Annotated in this window: 18 protein-coding genes; 14 read left to right on the top strand and 4 right to left on the bottom strand. The window is 37.7% G+C overall.

The window, feature by feature from the left end:
• Positions 1-95 precede the first annotated feature (95 nt).
• The 4 genes from V7147_RS17135 (at position 96) to V7147_RS17120 (ending at position 4781) form a co-directional block, all read left to right on the top strand.
• The gene (locus V7147_RS17135; protein ID WP_335369048.1) at positions 96-1622 is read left to right on the top strand and encodes a tripartite tricarboxylate transporter permease; all 1527 of its coding nucleotides are present in this window, start codon (positions 96-98) and stop codon (positions 1620-1622) included.
• Between the two features lie 56 nt (positions 1623-1678).
• Positions 1679-2446: an SDR family NAD(P)-dependent oxidoreductase gene (locus V7147_RS17130; RefSeq protein ID WP_335369047.1), complete on the top strand. Its 768-nt coding sequence runs from the start codon at positions 1679-1681 to the stop codon at positions 2444-2446.
• A gap of 185 nt (positions 2447-2631) precedes the next feature.
• Complete coding sequence (locus V7147_RS17125; protein ID WP_335369046.1) at positions 2632-3801, top strand: iron-containing alcohol dehydrogenase; 1170 nt, start codon at positions 2632-2634, stop codon at positions 3799-3801.
• A 23-nt stretch (positions 3802-3824) separates the two neighbouring features.
• The gene (locus V7147_RS17120; protein ID WP_335369045.1) at positions 3825-4781 is read left to right on the top strand and encodes a D-2-hydroxyacid dehydrogenase family protein; all 957 of its coding nucleotides are present in this window, start codon (positions 3825-3827) and stop codon (positions 4779-4781) included.
• A gap of 44 nt (positions 4782-4825) precedes the next feature.
• Here the strand turns inward: V7147_RS17120 and acnA are convergent, their stop codons facing one another.
• The 3 genes from acnA to V7147_RS17105 all read right to left on the bottom strand — a co-directional run bounded on the left by acnA (position 4826) and on the right by V7147_RS17105 (position 9238).
• Complete coding sequence (acnA, locus tag V7147_RS17115) at positions 4826-7552, bottom strand: aconitate hydratase AcnA (protein ID WP_335369044.1); 2727 nt, start codon at positions 7550-7552, stop codon at positions 4826-4828.
• 97 nt (positions 7553-7649) lie between these two features.
• Positions 7650-8519, bottom strand: a complete 870-nt coding sequence (locus tag V7147_RS17110) for a LysR family transcriptional regulator (RefSeq protein WP_335369043.1) — start codon at positions 8517-8519, stop codon at positions 7650-7652.
• Positions 8520-8614: 95 nt separating this feature from the next.
• Positions 8615-9238, bottom strand: coding sequence for an RraA family protein (locus tag V7147_RS17105; RefSeq protein ID WP_335369042.1), 624 nt, complete (start codon positions 9236-9238; stop codon positions 8615-8617).
• Positions 9239-9402: 164 nt separating this feature from the next.
• Here V7147_RS17105 and V7147_RS17100 point away from each other — a divergent pair, with 164 nt between their 5' ends.
• The 9 genes from V7147_RS17100 (at position 9403) to V7147_RS17060 (ending at position 18755) form a co-directional block, all read left to right on the top strand.
• Positions 9403-10047 (top strand): class II aldolase/adducin family protein, encoded by a 645-nt coding sequence (locus V7147_RS17100; RefSeq protein ID WP_335369041.1) that lies wholly within the window; start codon positions 9403-9405, stop codon positions 10045-10047.
• A 17-nt stretch (positions 10048-10064) separates the two neighbouring features.
• A complete protein-coding gene (locus V7147_RS17095; RefSeq protein WP_335369040.1) occupies positions 10065-10874 on the top strand; it encodes a sugar phosphate isomerase/epimerase family protein in 810 nt (269 codons plus the stop codon).
• A gap of 113 nt (positions 10875-10987) precedes the next feature.
• The gene (locus V7147_RS17090; protein ID WP_335369039.1) at positions 10988-12073 is read left to right on the top strand and encodes an isocitrate/isopropylmalate dehydrogenase family protein; all 1086 of its coding nucleotides are present in this window, start codon (positions 10988-10990) and stop codon (positions 12071-12073) included.
• Between the two features lie 21 nt (positions 12074-12094).
• A complete protein-coding gene (locus tag V7147_RS17085; RefSeq protein WP_335369038.1) occupies positions 12095-13375 on the top strand; it encodes a four-carbon acid sugar kinase family protein in 1281 nt (426 codons plus the stop codon).
• A 36-nt stretch (positions 13376-13411) separates the two neighbouring features.
• Complete coding sequence (locus V7147_RS17080) at positions 13412-14071, top strand: aspartate/glutamate racemase family protein (protein WP_335369037.1); 660 nt, start codon at positions 13412-13414, stop codon at positions 14069-14071.
• Positions 14072-14148: 77 nt separating this feature from the next.
• Positions 14149-15018 carry a LysR family transcriptional regulator gene (locus V7147_RS17075; protein WP_335369036.1) on the top strand — a complete coding sequence of 290 codons (870 nt, stop codon included), beginning with the start codon at positions 14149-14151 and terminating at the stop codon, positions 15016-15018.
• Positions 15019-15052: 34 nt separating this feature from the next.
• Positions 15053-16114: an Ldh family oxidoreductase gene (locus tag V7147_RS17070; RefSeq protein ID WP_335369035.1), complete on the top strand. Its 1062-nt coding sequence runs from the start codon at positions 15053-15055 to the stop codon at positions 16112-16114.
• A 14-nt stretch (positions 16115-16128) separates the two neighbouring features.
• The gene (locus V7147_RS17065) at positions 16129-17292 is read left to right on the top strand and encodes an MFS transporter (protein ID WP_335369034.1); all 1164 of its coding nucleotides are present in this window, start codon (positions 16129-16131) and stop codon (positions 17290-17292) included.
• Positions 17293-17333: 41 nt separating this feature from the next.
• Positions 17334-18755, top strand: coding sequence for an aldehyde dehydrogenase family protein (locus V7147_RS17060; RefSeq protein ID WP_335369033.1), 1422 nt, complete (start codon positions 17334-17336; stop codon positions 18753-18755).
• A gap of 38 nt (positions 18756-18793) precedes the next feature.
• On the opposite strand, the gene V7147_RS17055 is transcribed toward V7147_RS17060, so the two are convergent.
• Positions 18794-19936, bottom strand: a complete 1143-nt coding sequence (locus tag V7147_RS17055; protein ID WP_335369032.1) for an MFS transporter — start codon at positions 19934-19936, stop codon at positions 18794-18796.
• Positions 19937-20061: 125 nt separating this feature from the next.
• Between V7147_RS17055 and V7147_RS17050 the strand changes: the two genes are divergently transcribed.
• Positions 20062-20931 (top strand): LysR family transcriptional regulator, encoded by an 870-nt coding sequence (locus V7147_RS17050; protein WP_335369031.1) that lies wholly within the window; start codon positions 20062-20064, stop codon positions 20929-20931.
• The last annotated feature ends 88 nt before the right edge of the window (positions 20932-21019 follow it).

Below are 21019 nucleotides of genomic sequence, written 5' to 3'. Positions count from 1 at the left end.
GTTCCTGGCGTAATCTACTACATGTATGTTGTCGTTATGAAAGGAACATTACCTAGCTTTCCAGTATGGCTAAGTATGTGAGGAGGATGAAGTGAGTGGAGGTATTACAATACTTAGGTGATGGATTTGCCATAGCCTTTCAGGCTCGAAATTTAATATTTGCATTTATAGGTGTTTTAATTGGTACAGCTGTAGGTGTCCTGCCTGGTATTGGTCCGATTAGTGGTGTAGCTTTATTAATTCCGGTAACAGCTATGATGACTAGTGGACTAGATCCGAGTGCAGCAGCGACTAGCTCGATTATTCTATTAGCGGGAGTATATTATGGGGCCATGTACGGGGGTTCAACAACCTCGATTCTAATAAACACACCGGGAGAGTCTTCTTCGGTAGTAACAACACTTGACGGTTATCAAATGGCCAAAAAGGGAAAAGCGGGAGCCGCTTTATCCATTGCGGCAATCGGCTCCTTTGTAGGTGGACTTGTATCCTTAATCGGATTGATTTTTTTAGCCCAGCCGCTTTCGGATGTGGCCCTTAAATTTGGACCAGCTGATTACTTTTCATTAATGATCTTAGGTCTCTGTGCAATCAGTGGTTTGTCTGGTACCTCGATTACAAAATCATTAATCATGACTGTATTCGGTCTAATGCTTGCTTCTATTGGTATTGATGTGGTATCCGGAGTATCTCGTTTTACATTTGGATTTCCGTCTCTTTACTCAGGATTAGAATTTTTAACAGTAGCCGTTGGACTCTTTGCGTTAGGGGAAGTATTTAAAACAATCTTGCATAATGATGTTAATTCCGGGAATTTGGCTAAAATAAATAAGCTTTTGCCGACAAAACAGGAATTTAAACAGAGTGCAGCCCCTATTGCACGTGGTTCTATATTAGGGTTTTTTATGGGAATATTACCGGGTTCGGGTGCAACCCTTTCCTCATTTATGTCGTATATTTTGGAGAAAAAGGTAAGTAAAAATCCCGAAAAGTTTGGAACAGGCGCAATTGAAGGGGTAGCGGGTCCAGAAACTGCGAATAACGCAGCAGCTGGTGGAGCAATGGTTCCTTTATTAACGTTAGGGATACCAGGATCTGGTACAACCGCTGTTCTTATGGGTGCATTTATCATGTACAACGTGAATCCTGGTCCCCTATTATTTACGGACCATCCTGATATTGCATGGGGAGTAATTGCAAGTATGCTAGTAGGGAACCTAGTACTATTAATGTTAAACCTACCATTAGTGAAAGTATTTGCGAAAATTATTGAAACACCGCCAAAATACTTAATACCAATGATTGTCGTAATTTCTGTATTTGGAGTATATGCAGTCCAATTTACTGTATTTGATTTAATTCTACTGATTATTTGTGGTATTGCAGGTTATTATTTCTCTAAAAATGATTTTCCAGTTGCACCATTAGTTTTGGGATTAATTTTATGGCCAATGATTGAAAATAACTTTAGAAGAGCATTAACGATTTCGAATGGAGAGTTTAGTATTTTCTTTACTAGACCGTTATCACTAATATTCTTAATCATTTCTTTCCTTTGGATCTCAATACCAATTTTCCTAAAATGGAGAGGAAAAAACGTTATTGTAAATGAAGAGGGATAAAAAGGAGATGTGAATCTCCTTTTTTTATAGAAAAAATGAATAGAGGTGTGAAATGAATGAATTTAGAGAGTATTTTTGGAATAAAGGATCAGGTTGTTGTTATAACTGGCGCCAGTCAAGGAATTGGAAAAGACATGGCATTATTATTTGGAAGTTTGGGCGCTAGGGTGGCCTTAGTAGCAAGGAATAAAGAAAAGCTTGAGCAGCTTTCAAATGAAATGAAGGATCTTGGTTATTCAGCGATGTATGTTCCTTGTGATATTACCAACGTGGAATTGATTGCAGATGTAATGTCCCACATTTATGACCATTACGGCAAGATTGATGTTTTAATAAACAACGCGGGCACAAATATTGTAAAACCTCCAGAGGAGATATCTGAAAAAGATTGGGATGCGGTACTCGACCTGAACCTGAAAAGTGCCTTTTTTTGCTCAAAGGAAGCAGGAAAGTATATGAAACAAGGAAAAAAAGGGAAAATTATCTTTATTTCTTCTCAAATGGCCCAAGTAGGTTACTATAATCGGGTTTCCTATTGTTCTAGTAAAGGTGGCGTAATGCAGCTAACACGTTCACTGGCGATTGAGTGGGCAAAACATCAAATTAATGTAAATTCGGTTGCCCCAACATTTATAGAGACTCCAATGACTGCATCTATGTTTGAGGACGAAAGCTTTAAAGAAGACGTATTAAATCGAATTCCACTAGGAAGACTTGCAAAACCAGAGGATTTGTACGGTGCCCTTTTATTTTTAAGCTCTTCTGCGTCAGATATGGTAACGGGACAGACTGTATTTGTTGATGGTGGTTGGACTGTTTGGTAAAACAATTTAGCGGAATTCAAGGACTTCTGCTAAATTGCTTAAGCCTCCGGCGGAAGCCACGATTTTTCAAAGGAAATTTTTCGAGCAGTAAGATCAAAGACTAAAAACGCCACTTCCTGTGGGCCTAAAAATCGGGCGCAAATGCGCCATGGCGCATTTGATTTAAATATAAGGGAGAGAAAATAATGAACATTTACCATGATTTTAAAATGCCTGAAAATGTAAGATTTGGTGTTGGAGCACATGAAAGCTTACCAAATGAAATTAGAAGATTCAGTGCTAGAAAAATCGGTTTGATAAGTGATAAAGGCTTAGAAAAAGCAGGTGTTGTACAAAAAATTGAAAGTTTGTTAGAGCCACTATCTTTACCGATTGCAACTTTTACAGATATCCAGGGAGAACCTTCTTTTTCGTTATTAGGAAATACTATTGACTATTTTAAGCAAGAAGAATGTGATGTGATTATCGGCATCGGTGGAGGCAGTGCGATGGATGTTGCAAAAACGACTGCTGCATTACTTCTTGTTGATGATTATTCTGAGTACTTATCAGGGGCTAAAGTTATCGAAAAAAGAGGAGTACCATCTATCTTACTTCCGACCACATCAGGAACAGGTGCAGAGGTGACGATGAATGCGATTTTCGGGGATGAAGTTCTAGAAGTGAAAAGAGGGCTTGTGAGCCCGGCGTTGCTTCCAACAGTAGCCATTGTTGATCCTTTATTAACGATTTCATGTCCACCAAGGGTTACTGCAGCATCAGGGGTTGATGCTTTTACACATGCGATAGAATCTTACATAGCTGTAAAAGCTACTCCGTTAACAAAAATATATGCGGAAAAAGCAATGAAGCTGTTTCCAAACTATATTACGAAAGCAGTACACCATGGAAGTGACTTAGGGGGAAGAGTGGGAATGAGTTGGGTTAGCCATCTTGCTGGCGTGACTCTGGCAAATGCCGGAGTTGGGGCTGTTCATGCCCTATCATATCCATTAGGTGGAAAATATCATATTGAACATGGGGTTGCAAATGCCTTATTAATGCCATATGTTTTTAATATAATTGGAAAAACATGTACGACCGAAATGGTTGAAATTGCAGATTTCCTTGGCATTGGTGACTACCGTAATCGTCAATTTGAGGCACTAGGTGCAGTAGTAAACTATTTATATCAATTGTTACACGACTTAGACTTACCAACATCCTTACAAGAATTAGGCATAGAAGAACAAGATTTACCGCTGCTTGCAGGGGAAGCTTCAAAGATAGATCGCTTACTATCAAATACTCCTTACAAGCTAACAGAACAAAAAATACTTGGTATCTATCAAAAAGCTTTTAAAGGTGAAATTTAACTGGAATAGGGGGGATGTTGGGAATGAAATGTGTAATACTAGATGATTATCAAAATATTGCGCTTAAAATTGCAGATTGGTCTTTACTATCAAATGAGGTAGAAATCTCAAGCATAAATAAGCATATTGATAACGAAGATGAACTGGTCGCAGCTATTCAAGACTATGAAATTATTATTATCATGCGTGAACGTACACCGTTTCCAGGCTCACTTTTAACCCGTCTTCCTAACTTAAATCTTTTAATCACATCAGGGATGAGAAATGCCTCGATTGATCTTAAAACAGCTACTAAATTAGGGATCACAGTTTGTGGTACAGCAAGTAGTTCACAACCGCCAACGGAGCTTACTTGGGCATTGATACTAGGTCTTTCAAGAAACATTGTACTAGAAAGCAGGGAGCTTAATTCAAATGGACCCTGGCAAACAACGATAGGAACAGACCTCTATGGAAAAAGATTGGGGCTAATTGGTTTAGGGAAAATCGGCGGCAGAATGGCCCAAATAGGGAAGGCTTTTGGAATGGAAGTGCTCGCTTGGAGTCAAAACCTTACAAAAGAGAAAACCGATGAGATTGGTGTAGAAAAGGCTGCCTCCTTGGAAGAATTATTAGAAACAAGTGATTTTGTTTCAATCCATTTAGTGCTAAGTGATCGAACCAGGAATTTAATCGGCGAAAAGGAATTACAACTCATGAAACGTGATGCCTATCTCATTAATACATCAAGAGCGGCAATCATTAATCAGGAGGATCTTGTAACTGCATTAAAAAATAACTGGATTGCTGGAGCAGGTCTTGATGTATATGAACAAGAACCACTGCCGGAAAATCATATTTTTCGAGAATTACCAAATGTGTTAGCACTACCACATTTAGGGTATGTGACTCGGTCAAATTACAAAACATATTTTAAAGAAGCAGTAGAGGATATACAGGCTTTTCTTAAAGGTGAACCTAAAAGAGTGTTAAATCCATAAAAAGAGAGCAGGTAAAGCATTAATATGCTTACCTGCTCTCTTTTTTATACTTTTGCTTCATCAAGAAGCTTTTTAACAGTTGATTGCATAATACCGCCATTTTTATAGTAGCCAACCTCAACGATATTATCTAAACGAACAAGTGCATTGAAGGTAAATTGACTACCATCTTCACGGGTAGCCCTGATTTGAATCAACTCACCAGGCTGTAAATGATCTGTAAGACCAATCGTTTCAAAAATCTCATGACCTGTAATACCATGTGTATCCATTGATTCACCATTAACAAATTGTAATGGTAAGACACCCATTCCGACTAAATTGCTTCTATGAATCCGTTCAAAGCTTTCGGCAAGGATCATTTTCACTCCTAATAGATGTGGTCCTTTTGCTGCCCAATCACGTGAACTTCCAGTTCCGTATTCTTTACCAGCGACGATAAGAAGATTCGTATTTTCCTCTTTATATTTCATAGCTGCCTCATAGATCGACATTACTTGACCACTTGCATGTTGGAGCGTGTAACCGCCCTCAACACCATTCACAAGTTTATTTCGGATTCGGACATTTGCAAACGCTCCACGCATCATTACTTTGTGGTTTCCGCGTCGTGAAGGGTAGGAATTGAAATTTCTTCTTTCTACCCCCTTATCCAGTAAGTATAATCCTGCTGGACTATCTGGCTTAATAGCACCAGAAGGAGAAGCATGATCTGTTGTTACTGAGTCCCCGAGCAGGGCTAAAACACGAGCAGTACGGAAGTCTTGAATACCTCTATCTTGCTTTGAAAGGTTTTTAAGAAATGGCGGTTCTTGAATATATGTTGAATTTTTATCCCATTGATACAGTTGTCCATCTGTGGATTCAATATTATTCCATTGTTCATTTGCATCATATACTGTTTCATAGCGTTTTTTGAATAGATCTGGGTGAATATATTTATGAATAAAGCCACGAATTTCTTCAGAAGATGGCCAAATCTCCCGAAGGAAAACAGGTTGGTTATCCACTCCGAAACCAATAGGCTCTTTATCAAAATCAATATTCACTGTTCCAGCCAAAGCATAAACTACGACAAGTGGAGGTGATGCTAAATAATTTGCTTTAACCTGCGGATGTACACGTCCTTCAAAGTTTCGATTTCCGGATAGAACCGATGCAGTTACTAAGTCTTCCTCGACAATCGCATTACTGATTTCTTCAGGTAATGGTCCTGAATTTCCAATACAGGTTGCACACCCGTAGCCGGCAATATGAAAACCTAATTTCTCCAGATAGGATAATAAACCGGAATGACCTAGATAGTCTGCGACAACACGGGAACCTGGCGTCAATGAACTTTTTACAAATGATTTTTTCTCAAGTCCTTTTTCAACTGCTTTTTTTGCAAGTAACCCTGCGCCTATTAAAACAAAAGGGTTTGACGTATTTGTACAGCTTGTAATGGCGGCCAGAACGACAGAACCTTGTTTTAATTTCGCTTTTTCACCTGAAGGATGAGTAATCTCGACTTCTTTTTCTAGTTCTTCAGGTTTTAGTGCATATCCACCTTTGTCAATTGGTAATGAAATAATTTCTTGATACGCTTTTTTCATGTCTGTTAATTCAATTCGATCCTGAGGGCGTTTTGGCCCTGCAAGACAAGGAACGACAGTGGCTAAGTCTAACTCGACGATTTCAGTATACTCAGGATCCTCTTCTTGATCTGTCATGAACATTCCTTGTGCTTTGTAATAAGCTTCAATTAGAGAAATATGTTCTTCACTTCGCCCAATTGATCGCAGGTAGTTAAGCGTTTCATCGTCGACAGGGAAGAAGCCCATTGTTGCTCCATATTCAGGAGCCATATTTGCAATTGTCGCCCTTTCCACAACACTCATGTTTTTAACACCAGGACCATAGAACTCAACAAATTTACCAACAACACCGTGTTTGCGTAATAGATTCGTAATTGTAAGAGCAAGGTCTGTCGATGTTGAGCCTTCAGGAAGTGTACCAGTTACTTTTAAGCCAACTACTTTAGGTGGTACGAAATAAAGAGGCTGGTCGAGCATAGCGGCTTCTGCCTCGATTCCTCCAACACCCCAGGCAACTATGCTAAGTCCATTTATCATGGTAGTATGTGAATCAGTTCCTACTAATGAATCAGGATAAAGGAGGGTAGTTCCGTTGATTTCTTTTGTTTTGATGACAGAAGAAAGGAGCTCCATATTAATCTGATGCATGATTCCAGAGGAAGGAGGCACTATATTTACATTTTCAAAGGCATTTTGGGCCCATCTAAGAAAGCGAAAACGCTCATAGTTCCGTTCAAATTCAATTTCTTCATTCGCACGTAATGCATGTAATGAACCAAATTGTTCAACAGTAACAGAATGATCCACAACTAAATCTACTGGAATAGTAGGGTTTACTATAGAAGGATCGCCCCCATTACGTGAAACGGCCTCTCTCATGGCTGCTAAATCAACTAACAATGGGAGACCTGTTGTATCATGCAATAGTATACGGGCAGGTTTAAATGGCACTTCTTCATTTTGAACACCATTGTCGCTCCAATTTCCAAGCTTTTCAATATGTTCATCAGTAACGGAAGTACCGTCGAAGTGCCGTAAAGCAGCTTCAAGTAAAACCTTAATCGAATAAGGTAGTTTTGAAATGGAATCAAATCCTAATGATTGAAGCGTGTTAATGTTAAAAAACTCATAATTCTTGTTATTAATTTCTATTTTAGAACGTGTATGAGGGACATATTTTGATAGGTCTTGCACGTGTTTCACCCCTATTGAATTATTTATCTATCAATAAGGGTAGTATAATATTTATTTCTGTTTCCGAAAAATGAGAATATGATATGTGCCTTCATAACTAATCGTTATATTCATTTTCTTTAACAAAATTTACAAATGCTTTTACTACATTTTGCTCTAAAGAGCTTGCGTGATAAAACATCCAGGTAGGTCGAGTATGTGGTGTACCGTCTTCTTTTAACAAGTCAATTTGATATACGAAGTCTTCAACACCTTGAAGTAATCTAGCTGGCATTATTGCGTAGCCTAATCCTCTAATTATCATTTCACGGCATGTATCTCCGCGATCCACATTCATTGCAATATTGGGAGGTTTTGAGTAATGGTGATTCCACCAATTGTCGATTAAGGACTTATATAAATGATCAGTGTCAAAATCAATTCTTGGGATACTGGGAAGATCTTCTAGTTGTAGTTCTTCTTTGCTTGCAATAACAATCTTCTCTTCAAATAATAAATGCTTTTCTCCCGGCCAGGAATAATCGCCCCTCACAAAGCCTACATGAACATTATTGTTATAGGTTAAATTGAAGATGTTTTTACTTAAGCCTGTTTCAACCTGATATAACACTAAAGGATATTTTTCGGAAAAATGCTGAAGAATTTCGGGAAGTTCATATTTTCCAAAAAAGTTCGAGACCCCTATTCGCAACGTTCCAACAATGTCATCACTCATGTTTTTTACATCTTCTTTGATTTCACGAGTGAGTTCTAACATTTCTGTTGCTCTTTTTGCTAAATATTCGCCCTGTGGTGTAAATTGGACTCCTCGTATCCCTCTGTCTACAATTTTTACACCAAACTCCTCTTCGATTAGCATTAATCTTTTTGTCAGAGCAGGCTGAGTGATATATAGGCTTTGTGCAGCTTTCGTAATATTTTTCTGTTCAAATAAGACCTCTAAGATTTGCCAACCGCGCTCATCCATGTACAATTCCCCCTTGAAAAAGACGATATGAATCTATTTTTTAACAAATAAAAAAAGTAGCAATCATTAGAAATTGCTACTTTTATACTATCATATTATTTTACATTAGAAAGCATATCAGCTAAATAGCGTCTGATCTCATCAGGTTTACCGGCAATTTTTGCTTCTCTTTCTTCGTCTTTCACGAGTTTTACTTTCGCTTTTTCTAAAACTTCTTCTTCGATGGCTTGAGGAATTACAACGACTCCATCTGCGTCAGCAACTACAATGTCCCCAGGATTTACTGATGTTCCACCACAGGAAATCGGAATATTGACTTCGCCCCAACCGGCTTTTGCACTTGCAGCTACTGTCGTTCCTTTACAAAATACTGGGTAGTTTAGTTTTTTTACACCAAGAATGTCACGAATCACACCATCGGTTATAACTCCTTTGATTCCAAGAGTCTGAGCTAGGCCAAGGATGAAATCTCCAGCAATGGTTCGATATGTATCGCCTTTTGAATCGACAACGAGGACATCACCAGGTTTTGCTTCATTGATTGCTTTTAGAATTGTTGTATTGTCGCCAACCGGCATTTTTACTGTAAATGCGCGCCCTGCTACCCGATATTCTTCTTTCAAAGGCTTGATTGCACTATCCATATTATTTAGCCCATTCATAGTATCTGAAATGCAGGTAGTAGGAATTTCTTCAAAAGCTTTAACGATATGATCCATCAAAATCCTCCTCAAAAAATAATTATCCCTTGTATTATATAACATTTATTCAATTTGAAATAATTCGTATTTTGTATACCCGATAATAACTAAATGGAATAACCAACTTATAAATGTATCTGGTTTAATAAAAGTAACTGATAAAGGTGAAGGTGGTTAGTAAAGTGGAAAAAGATATTCAAACATTAGTTAATGCTGGTAAATATATGTTAGCAAACAGGTTAGCTTGGGGAACTTCAGGGAATATAAGCTTGAGGCTTGACGAGAAAAATATGTTAATTACTGCTTCAGGCACATTTATGGGAGAACTGTCAAAAGATGATTTTGTTGTATTTAATATCGAAACTGGAACATATGAAGGATTACGTAAAGCATCAAAAGAAACACCAATCCATAGTGGGATTTATAAAAATAGACCAGATATTCATGCGGTGGTCCATTCATCTCCATTCCATACAACACTTATGGCATGTAGTAATGAACCCATTCTTTCTGACCTATTTATTGAAACAATGTATTATTTGGAGAATATCGAATATGTTGATTATCTTCATCCGGGTTCCATAGAGCTAGGACAAGAGATTGCTAAAAGTTGCGTAACTGCGAATATCATTATCATGAGAAATCATGGGGTCACAGTTATTGATGATTCTATGAATGAGGCAATTATGAGATTAGAAACTCTTGAGAATGCGTGTAAAATGATCATTACATCGAAAGCAGCGGGAATAAAGCTAACAGAAATACCGAAAATGGTAGTTCGGGAGTTTTTAGAGGAATCTAAATATAAGCCAAGAAAAAAACTATGACGTAGGGAGGATTAGATGTGGAATTAGCATATGTTTTTGGAACGAAAGAAACAAATGCTTCAGTCTTAGGTTTTCGTGGTGAAGAAGACTTCATTTTTTCGTATCTTAAAGAAAACGGGTACACCGCGATTGAACCATTTGTAAGAAATCCAAAGCTATTTGACCAATTGGAATTTTCGAAAAAGGTAGAAGTATCAGGATTAAAAATCGCTACAATTGGTACAGGACCTATGGTAAGTGATGATAAGCTCACCTTTACTAGTAAGGATCAAGATATAAGAAGGGAAGCAGTGAAAAGGGTAAAAGATATCATAGATTTCGCTTCAATCTTTAAAGTACCAGTGAATATTGGTAAAGCACGGGGGGATATTCATGAAGATTTATTTATTCAATCATGGCAATGGATGAGCGATGCGTTGAATGAGGCTTGTGAATATGCAGATAAATCTGGGATTGACATTATTTTAGAACCCCAAAACAAACATATAATCAACAATCTAAATACAACCTTCGAAACGATGAATTTTATAAATGAATTAAGACTCCCAAATTTAAAGCTAATGGTAGATGTTTTTCATTTGGCATTCGAAGATTATTCGATTGAGAAAAGTCTATCGCTAATTAAAGAACAATTACTTCATGTCCATATTGCCGATAGTAACCGTCTTGCACCAGGGATTGGGGATTTTGATTTTACCTATATTATTCAGCAACTAGAATCTATCAATTATCAAGGATATCTTTCATTGGAAGTTTCCGAAGAGAAGGACAGATATAAAGAAGCAAAAGAAGCTTCTGATTTTTTACATTCAATTATTAACAGATAAGCACATTTTATCATCAAAAAAATGTATGTCTGATGATGCAAAAACGATATTTTACCAAACTACTAAAAAACGATACTTTAGAATTAAGTAAATGAAACAAGGAGGAAAAAAATATGACAACCTATAAACTTGGTGTTTTATATGGAGATGGGATTGGACCAGAAATTACGAAAGCAACAGTAAATGTATTAAAAGCCGCTGTAGAAAAAGTTGGAAAGGCAGATTTCGAATATATTGAATTGCCGATGGGCTGGGAAGGAATTGAAAAACATGGTGATCCTATTCCACAATATACAAAGGATGCATTAAAAGAGACAAATGGTTGGATCATGGGTCCACATGACTCGGCAGCATATCCTAAAGAACATAAGGAAAATCGTAATCCAAGTGGGGAGTTAAGACATTATTTTGATCTATACTCCAATGTTCGCCCAGCAAAAACAATGGAAGGAATTAAAAGTGTTGTAGGCGAAGCGGATTTAGTTGTTTTTAGAGAAAACACTGAAGGATATTATTGCGACCGCAATATGTATGTAGGTGTGGGGGAATGGCAAATAACTCCAGATGTTGTGGTTTCAACTGGGGTATTTACACGAAAGGCTATCGAAAGAATTGCACATTCTGCCTTCCAAATGGCAAGACAAAGACGTAAAAAAGTAACAATTGTGCATAAAGCAAACGTTATAAAGCTGGGTTCTGGGCTATTCCTACAAGTTTGTCGTGAGGTCGGTCAAAATTACCCTGATGTAGAAATAGATGACTATCATATTGATGCAATGGCTGCACATCTTGTACGACGTGCAAAAGATTTCGATGTCATCGTTACAGAGAACATGTTTGGAGATATTTTATCAGATCTGACCGGGGAACTAACGGGAAGCTTAGGGTTAGCACCGTCCATTAATAACAATGATAGTCAAGCAATGGCTCAAGCAGCTCATGGGTCTGCACCAGATATAGCAGGCAAGAATATTGCAAATCCAATTGGAATTATGCTTTCAACTGTAATGTTTTTAGATTGGCTAAGCAGCCGTCATAATGATGAAAGTGTTTCAAAAATTGCACGTACAATTGAAAACGGTATCTACACGACACTTGCTGAAGGTGTTAAGACAAAGGATCTTGGAGGAACAGCTTCCACAACTGAGTTTACAGAAGCTATTATTGAAAGAATTAAAACGAAAGCATTTGTAATCTAATAGGTGAATAGGGGTGAGAACATGATTGGGGTTGTCGCAGACGATACGACAGGTGCGAATGACATCGGACTAATGTTTAGTAAAAATCACTATACCGTGAAAATACTCACCTTTCAAGAGGATTTACAACTTGGAGACAAACCGGATGTATTAATCATTGACACGGATAGCAGACTGGATTCCGAGGAAGAAAGCTATCAAAAGGTATTTAAGGCAACGAATATACTTAAGGACCTGGGATGTACCCAATTTTTTAATAAGACCTGTTCCGTTTTTCGAGGAAACATTGGGAAAGAATTCGATGCGATGTTAGATGCATTGAACAAGGAATTTGCGGTAATAAGCTTGGCTTTTCCGAAAAATGGGAGACAAACTATAAATGGGGTTCATACTGTTCACGGAAAGTTATTAGAGCATTCCGAGTTTGCAAATGATCCAGTCCATCCAATGGTAGATTCAAATCTCGTAAGAATTTTAGAATCCCAAACCTCACGTAAGGTTAGCCTTATCACACTTGACGTGGTAAGAAAGGGCTCAGAAGTATTACGGAATGAAATTGAAAACAAACGGAAATCTTCTAATTATTGTATTGTTGATTCCGAAACACAAAATGATTTGCAAATTGTCGCAGAAGCAGTTCATGATCTGAATATCATTTGTGGTAGTTCAGCAATTGCCGAAGAACAACCAAAGTTTTTAAAGATTGAACCAGTACCCAATCCTTTAAAAGAGTTCAATATTTCCGACGAAAATGGAGTGTTGATTGTCTCTGGGAGTTTAACGCCACAAACCTATGCACAAACTACCCATTTAATGGAACAAGGGACTCCAAGTGTTATTTTGGATTCACGCTTTGTTTTTTCACCTGAAAAGCGTGCGAAAGAAATAGGACGAATGGTCCAAGAAATTGAAGCATTAATTAAAATAGGAAAAGATGTCCTAATTATGGCCGATAACCGAAAAAAAGTTGTGATGGAAACAAAGGCAATTGGAAGAATGCTTGAAATGAATGACCTGCTTACTAGTAAAATGGTCTCCCAGGTCCTTGCTCAAGTGGCCGAAAAGGTAATTGATGATACCAAGTTACAAAGGCTAGTTGTGGCTGGTGGTGATACATCAGGAACGATATGTAGACAGTTAGGGATTACTGGAAACTATGTACTAGAAGAGATTGAGACTGGTCTGCCATCAGGCTTGGCTCTTGGTCGAAATATGTTAATTGTTTTGAAGTCTGGGAGTTTTGGCAAGGAAGATTTTCTTGAGAAAGCAGTGAACCATCTAAAAAAATTATCAGTAGGCTAATGGTATTCATAAATCGAAAAAAGTGAGGTTGTTCATATGTCTGGAAAAACTAAGATTGGTCTTGTTCATGCAACAATGAATTCAGTTCAACCGATTTTAGAAGCATTTCAACAATTTGCACCAGAAGTCCATCTGTTAAATTTCATGGATGAAGGGTTAATTGATGAGTTAAATAGGACGGGAAATGTAACCGACACCATGGTGGAACAATTGGTAAGTTTGATGAAACGGGCAGAGGATAGTGGAGTAGATGGTATTCTACTGACGTGCTCCTCCTTTTCACCATATGTTTCTGGTGTGGCAAATCAATTTGATATACCAGTATTAAGTGCCGATATTGCAATGCTAGAGCATGCAATCGAAGTTGGAGAGAAACTCGGAGTGATTGCGACAGTCGGTGCAGCGGGACCGACAACTACGAATCTTCTGTATGAAATTGCAGAGGAGAAAAAACGTACAATCGAAGTTGATACTCATGTTCTAACAGAAGCATTCTCCGCTCTGCAAATAGGGGATCCAAACACCCATAATCGTTTAATTCGGGAAAAGATCACTGAATTAAGTACTACAAGTGATGTAGTTATATTAGCGCAAATGTCTATGTGTCGTTCATTGGTGGATTGGGAGAAACCTGACCTCCCAATCCTAACGAGTCCGGAAATTAGTATCCGTAGAATATTATATAAAATTAAGTAAAGCGTAAATAGTCTACATTTTTCCTCCCGATTGCGGTAAAGTTGATTTACAAAACTTTGAGATTCGGAGGAAAAGAGATGGACACACGTGACTGGGAAATCATAAAAATTCTTCATGAACAAAAAAACATTACGAAAACAGCTAATCTATTATATATTTCACAGCCAGCCTTAACAAAACGGTTGCAACAAATTGAGAATGAATTTAATACACAAATTGTAATAAGAGGAAGACGTGGCGTACATTTCACTCCCCAAGGAGAATTCCTTGTAAAATGTGCGGATGAAATGCTTTACAGGTTACGAAGTATAAAAGATACCATTTCCGATATAGATGATAAAGTTGTTGGAACTTTACGAATTGGTGTTTCAAATTTAATAACAAGAATCAAAATCCCGCAGATCTTAAAGCAATTTAAAAATAACTTTCCTGAAGTAGAGTTTATGGTCTCGTCCGGATGGAGCAGTGAGGCTTTTCATTTACTGACAAACCGTGAAATACACATTGCAATTGTGCGGGGGGATTATCCCTGGCAGGAAGGGAAACATTTATTGTTTAAGGAGCCTTTAACAATCGTTTCCCCATATCCAATTATGCTGGAGGATTTACCGAATTTGCCGAGAATTGATTATGGATCTGATTCAAAATTAAGAGAATTAATTAGCCATTGGTGGTCAGAAAATTTTTCGACACCCCCAAAAATTGCAATGACTGTTGACCGGACGGATACATGTAAACAAATGGTCGTTAATGGATTAGGATATGCTATTTTGCCTGGACTAGTAGTAAATAATGAAAAAGATGTTTATAAAATGAATTTAACCACAAATGACGGAGAATTAATTACGAGAGATACATGGATGTTGTACCACGATGAATCGCTGGAATATAGTCTGGTGGACGAATTTGTAAAATTTGTTCAAGAACTTGATTTTGAAAATATATAAAAGGAATCCATATAAAAAAAGGAGGTTCAAAATCTTGTCAGAATTAGTCGTATCAAAAGAAAATTTAACAGAAGCAGCTAAGCTGTTATTGACAGCCGGGGGACTTAGGGAAGAGGATGCGGTAATTATCGCACAGGATTTAGTTGCTGCTAATCTACGTGGACTAGATTCACATGGTGTTTCGAGAATCCCGATGTATCTTGAAAGAATTAGACGTGGGGTGGTAAATCCCAAACCTACTATTTCGGTAAAAAGAATGACTTCAGCTGTTGCACATGTAGATGGGGATGATGGAATGGGATTTTTGGCCGCCCATCGAGCTATCGAAGAAGGAATAGCGTTAGCTAAGGAGAGTGGAATTGGCTTAGTCGCGGTCAGTCGAAGTACACATTTTGGAATGGCGTCCCTATATGTCCAACAGGCAATTGATGCTGGTTACATTGCTCTCGGCTATACAAATTCTTCACCCGCACTTCCTGTGTTTGGTGGTAAAACAGCATTTCTTGGTGCAAGTCCTTTTGCAGCAGGAATCCCAGGTGGTAAAGAAGGATCTGATTACGTTTTAGATATGGCGATGACAGTAATCGCTCGTGGCAAAATTCGTTTAGCTGCCACACATGGTGAACAGATTCCTGAAGGATTAGCTTTGGATGCCGATGGTGCGCCAACAACGGATGCAGCAAAAGCATTCGAGGGTGTTTGTCTTCCATTTGGTGGTGCTAAAGGAGCAGCTCTCGCAATGTTAATGGATTTGCTAGCGGGTGTATTCACAGGTTCAAATTATGGTGGGGATGTAAAAAGTCTCTATTTTGACCATTCAGAGCCCCAGAATGTTGGACATTTATTTTTTGTCATACGTCCGGATTTATTTATGTCAAAGGAAGAATTCGAAAGTCGGATGGATACGTTTGTTTCTCGAGTTAAATCACTACCTAGAGCACAAGGCTTTGATGAAATCTTAATTCCAGGCGAACCGGAGGAAAGAAAAACGACGGAACGCTTACAATCAGGCATACCTCTTACAAAAAAAGTAGTAGAAAGTCTTTTAGAGGAAGCTGATCGACAACGGATTGAGATATCAAGTATTCTAAAATAAGGGATGAAAAATCCATGGCACTTAAAGTCGTACTAATCATAGTTTTTGTTTTTCAACTCATGCTACATCTTACAAGACCACTGATCACTTTGTACGGTACAAATTTAGGTGCAAGCACCTTTGAAATTGGTATTTTAACCGCAACATATGCCTTTTTCCCATTATTATTTGCGGTACGTGCAGGAAAAATTACAGATAAAATAGGAGATCGGCTTCCTATTTTATTTGGCATGATTGCAGCTAGTATTGGGCTGGTTTTTCCTTTTGTTTTTTCGTCTTTATGGTCAATCTACATATCTCAAATTATCGTCGGATTAGCCCATATTTTTATCATCATTTCGTTGCAAAATGTTTTGGGTAATGCGGCAACTAAGGAGAATAGAGACCATTACTTTGGGCTTTTTAGTATGGTTGTCGCCATTGCCCAATTTTTCGGACCAGTAATAGGAGGATATTTAGCCGAATATACTTCGTATCGTAACGCATTTTTTGTTTCAGGAATAATCGGGATCGTTGCAATTATAGTCTCATTTTGGGTACCAGTAATAATTAGAGCAAAAGCAGATGCAGTAGAATCATCAAAAAATAGTACTTTTTCTTTGGTAAAGATTCCATTACTGAGGAAAGCATTGGTTGGAAGTGCTTTAGTTCTCTATTCACGTGATATATTTATTGCGTACTTTCCACTTTATGCACTACAGCTTAATATATCAGATTCACAGATTGGGTGGATTATAGCGTTAAATGCATTAGCCATGGTTCCGATAAGATTCTTCTTAGGGCAACTTTCAATTTTGGTGGGACGGGCAAGATTGCTCCTTATCTCAATTTTAGTTGCTGGAACCTGCTATTTAATGATTCCGTTCACAACACATATTTATCTTCTTGCAGGGCTCGCCATTTTGATGGGAGCGGGGCTCGGTTGTGGTCAACCTTTATCAATGACGACTATTTATAACGCATCCCCAATGGGAAAGACGGGAGAAGTGTTAGGACTAAGACTAGCAACAAATCGCATCTCTCAATTGGCAGCACCTATTTTATTTGGCGTAATTGGAACTGGCTTGGGACTACTTTCAGTCTTTTTAATGAGTGGTGCTTTCTTAGTGGGAGGAGCCTTTTATACACATACAAAAGACGAATCAACAGTGATTAACGATGCTCAAGAATCTGGTTAACAACCCATTTTTTTATAATGATAAGAGAAGGAGGCTACATAATGGAAAAACAAAAATTGTTTATTAACGGACATTTGGAAGAGGGAGTCGAATACGAGGAATTACGCTCACCCTATAATCAAGAAATAATTGCGCTGATCCCGTTAGCCACAAAAGGACAGGTGGATAACGCAATAGCTAGTGCGCAGCAAGCTACAAAAACAATGCGTGATTTAACCGCATTCGAACGTGCGGAAATCCTTGAAAAAGTATCTGACTTATTCTCGGAAAAACTTGAAGAATGCGCGTTAATCCTTGCTGCTGAAAATGCTAAACCATTAAAAGCAGCAAGGGCTGAGATAATAAGAACTGCTGAAACTTATAAATTTGCAGCAGAAGAAGCTAAGCGACTTCACGGAGAAACCGTACCACTTGATGCCGCAAAAAGCGGGAAAGGTCGATTTGGTTATACAAAAAGAGAACCACTTGGTGTTATCGCAGCGATTACACCATTTAACTTTCCTTTTAATCTAGTAGCGCATAAGCTTGGTCCTGCCTTTGCAGCAGGAAATACAGTCGTATTAAAGCCTGCTTCGCAAACACCACTTAGCGCAATAATGACCGCAAAACTATTTGAAGAAGCTGGATTACCAAAAGGAGCACTTAACGTTGTGACTGGTAAAGGTAGTATCATAGGTGACCTTCTTGTTCAGGATCCTCGTGTAAAAATGATTACCTTCACAGGAAGTGTACCGGTCGGAACTCAAATTAAAGAAAAAGCAGGACTTAAGCGTGTGACACTTGAATTGGGTTCAAACGCAGCCGTTATAATTGATAGCGCAGAAGATCTTGATGCGGTAGCAGCTCGTTGTGTCGAAGGTGCATTCAATTTTGCGGGGCAGGTTTGTATCTCTGTTCAACGTATTTATGTGAAGGAACAATTATTTGAAGAGTTTACAGAAAAAATGAAACACTACACTAGTAAGCTAGTTATTGGTGACCCAAAATTAGATGACACAGATGTTTCAGCCCTTATCCATCCTAAAGAAACTGTTCGAATTGAAGATTGGGTAAAAGAAGCGAAAGTATCTGGAGCAAATATTGTTTTTGGCGGATACCGAGAAGGGACAGTGTACCAACCGACAATATTAGTGAATACTGCGGAAAATCTATCCATTTCCTGCAATGAAGCATTTGGTCCAGTCGTTTCAGTTAACGCTTATAAAACATGGGATGAAGCTATTGAGCTTGTGAATTATTCCGAATATGGATTACAGGCAGGAGTGTACACCACAAATATTCAAAAAGCATTTGAAGCAGCTGACCGATTGGAAGTTGGTGGAGTGATTATCAACGATATCCCATCATTCAGAGTGGATAATATGCCATATGGCGGTGTGAAAAATAGTGGAGTTGGAAAAGAAGGAATTAAATACTCTACCGAGGAAATGACGGAATTAAAATTTGTATCATTTAAACTCTAAACATACAAAAGCCCACAGCTCATTGCTGTAGGCTTTTTCTATGAAGCTAGTTTACTTTTCTTTTCAGGTTTAATCGCAAATATGCCACCAAGTAAAAACGTACCACTGATAAAAAATACTGAAAAAATGCCAGCCCATGATCCTACCAAACCAAAAAAGACTGGGGCGATTAACTGAGACAACCGATTAGAAGCTAGTCGCAATCCTAGAACCTCACCAGTCCTTGATTTTGGTGAAGCATTATAGGTAGTTGTCATCGAAAGTGGTTGACCACATCCTAAACCAAGTCCCATGAAGACGCTTAGGGCTCCTAATAAAATCACATTCCCCGTAAACGGAACTAATAAAAATGAAATACCAGCCATAAATACGGATACGATTAAAATACTGTCCCTTCCAAGCTTTTCTGTTAAAGCAGGTAATAAAAATCGAACAAGTATAATTGCTAACCCCTGTATCGATATGATCCATCCAATTGTTGAAGTAGAAATCCCATACTGCTTAGCGAACAGTGGGAAATAGGCGATGAATATATCCTTTGAATAAAGGACAAGCGCACTAGAAATTAAAGCTTTTCTTAATAAAGGCATTTTTAATAACTCAACAGAAGCGCTAATACTCATTTTTTGCTTAGTTTTTTGCTTACGTAGAACAGGAATCAAAAACGAGATCAAAATTGGAATAATATTAATGAAAATAGAAGCAAGGAATACGGATGAATAAGAAATATGTTCCCCTAAATAACCTCCGATGATTGGACCAATCATGGCCCCTATCGCGGTAGCTATCCCGAACAAACTGTAGTATTGATCGCGTTTTTCCTCTGTAGCAATATTCCCAAGAATGTTTTGTAAGGAAACCGTAATAAAGACACCGGCTGTTCCGACAATTAATTGCGAAATAAACAAACTCAGCATGGAAGGGAAATAATAAGGAATAACCAATCCTAGTGATATCCCGATTAAACCAAAAAATATAGGCAATCGGTCCCCGATCTTATCAGCAATTCTCCCTGCATGTATAGCAAATATTAAGGGGAAGAAAGCATATGCTGCCGTTAATATTCCAATATCAAAGGTATTTGCTCCCATTTCAGATGCATATAGCGTGATGATGGGTCTAGTTGTATTTAATATGGTTTGAAATCCAGTGCAAATGATGATGACGATCCAAAGATTCATGTTTTTCCCTCACCCATTAATTTCAATAATTTGTAATGAAAAATATAGTATATTATTAGATATAAGTAAAATATTGAATTTGTATAAGGTTTAATAAGATTTTTGAATATCTAAAGGAGATAGAAATGCGAAGCGAAGATTGGGAAATTCTCAGAGTTCTTTATGAAAATAAAAATATAACAAAAACAGGTAAGCAATTATTTATCTCTCAACCTGCATTAACGAATCGGATCAAACAAATCGAAAAGGAATTTGGGGTAAAAATAATTAACAGGGATAGACGTGGAGTTCAGTTTACTCCTCAAGGGGAATATCTAGTAAAAAGTGCTGAGGAAATGATCATAAAATTAAGACAAATCAAAGATAATTTGACCAATATGGAAAGCAAGGTTGTCGGAACCATTAATATAGGTGTTTCGAGCTTTTTCACAAAATATAAACTTCCTCAATTGTTAAGAGCTTTTAAGGATAAATATCCAAGTGTTGAATTTAAAGTTACAACAGGTTGGAGTCGAGACCTTTTTCATTCCCTATACAAAAAGGATATTCATATTGCTTTTGTCCGTGGTGAATATACATGGATGGAGCAAAAACAATTGTTATTTGAGGATCATCTTTGTGTCGCATCAATAGAAGAAATTGATATAAACGACTTACCTAATCTCCCAAGAATTGATTACAAAACTGACAATCTTCTAAAATCTATCGTTGATAACTGGTGGATTGAGAATTTTACGAAACCGCCAATGATCACAATGGAAGTCGACCAAGTCGATACGTGTAAGGAAATGGTCGTGAATGGTCTTGGATATGCCATATTGCCAGGAATGATATTAAAAGGAAATGAAGACATCCATAAAGTTTTTATCACGGATAAAGAAAATAAGCCATTAATACGTAATACATGGATGCTTTACCACAATGAATCAATTGAGGTAAAGGTAATTCATGCGTTTGTAACATTTATTTCATCACTAGATTTGCATGATTTGTAACTCTCGTGAACTTAATGAACAAAATGATGTTTTTATTGTTAATTTCTTTTAAATTGAAAACGGTTACACTTATCTGAATTAAAAGTAT

It is taken from the genome of Bacillus sp. JJ1521 (assembly GCF_036965165.1).
Classification (GTDB): Bacteria; Bacillota; Bacilli; order Bacillales; family Bacillaceae_L; genus Ferdinandcohnia.
Note: the sequence above shows the minus strand (reverse complement) of the source record. Positions and strands in the feature narration are given on the sequence as shown.

Excerpts from the sequence above, each read along its gene's own strand:
- V7147_RS17130 (WP_335369047.1), top strand. The coding sequence starts at position 1,679 with ATGAATTTAGAGAGTATTTTTGGAATAAAGGATCAGGTTGTTGTTATA.
- V7147_RS17125 (WP_335369046.1), top strand. The coding sequence starts at position 2,632 with ATGAACATTTACCATGATTTTAAAATGCCTGAAAATGTAAGATTTGGT.
- V7147_RS17120 (WP_335369045.1), top strand. The coding sequence starts at position 3,825 with ATGAAATGTGTAATACTAGATGATTATCAAAATATTGCGCTTAAAATT.
- V7147_RS17110 (WP_335369043.1), bottom strand. The coding sequence starts at position 8,519 with ATGGATGAGCGCGGTTGGCAAATCTTAGAGGTCTTATTTGAACAGAAA.
- V7147_RS17105 (WP_335369042.1), bottom strand. The coding sequence starts at position 9,238 with ATGGATCATATCGTTAAAGCTTTTGAAGAAATTCCTACTACCTGCATT.
- V7147_RS17090 (WP_335369039.1), top strand. The coding sequence starts at position 10,988 with ATGACAACCTATAAACTTGGTGTTTTATATGGAGATGGGATTGGACCA.
- V7147_RS17085 (WP_335369038.1), top strand. The coding sequence starts at position 12,095 with ATGATTGGGGTTGTCGCAGACGATACGACAGGTGCGAATGACATCGGA.
- V7147_RS17080 (WP_335369037.1), top strand. The coding sequence starts at position 13,412 with ATGTCTGGAAAAACTAAGATTGGTCTTGTTCATGCAACAATGAATTCA.
- V7147_RS17075 (WP_335369036.1), top strand. The coding sequence starts at position 14,149 with ATGGACACACGTGACTGGGAAATCATAAAAATTCTTCATGAACAAAAA.
- V7147_RS17065 (WP_335369034.1), top strand. The coding sequence starts at position 16,129 with ATGGCACTTAAAGTCGTACTAATCATAGTTTTTGTTTTTCAACTCATG.
- V7147_RS17060 (WP_335369033.1), top strand. The coding sequence starts at position 17,334 with ATGGAAAAACAAAAATTGTTTATTAACGGACATTTGGAAGAGGGAGTC.
- V7147_RS17055 (WP_335369032.1), bottom strand. The coding sequence starts at position 19,936 with ATGAATCTTTGGATCGTCATCATCATTTGCACTGGATTTCAAACCATA.
- V7147_RS17050 (WP_335369031.1), top strand. The coding sequence starts at position 20,062 with ATGCGAAGCGAAGATTGGGAAATTCTCAGAGTTCTTTATGAAAATAAA.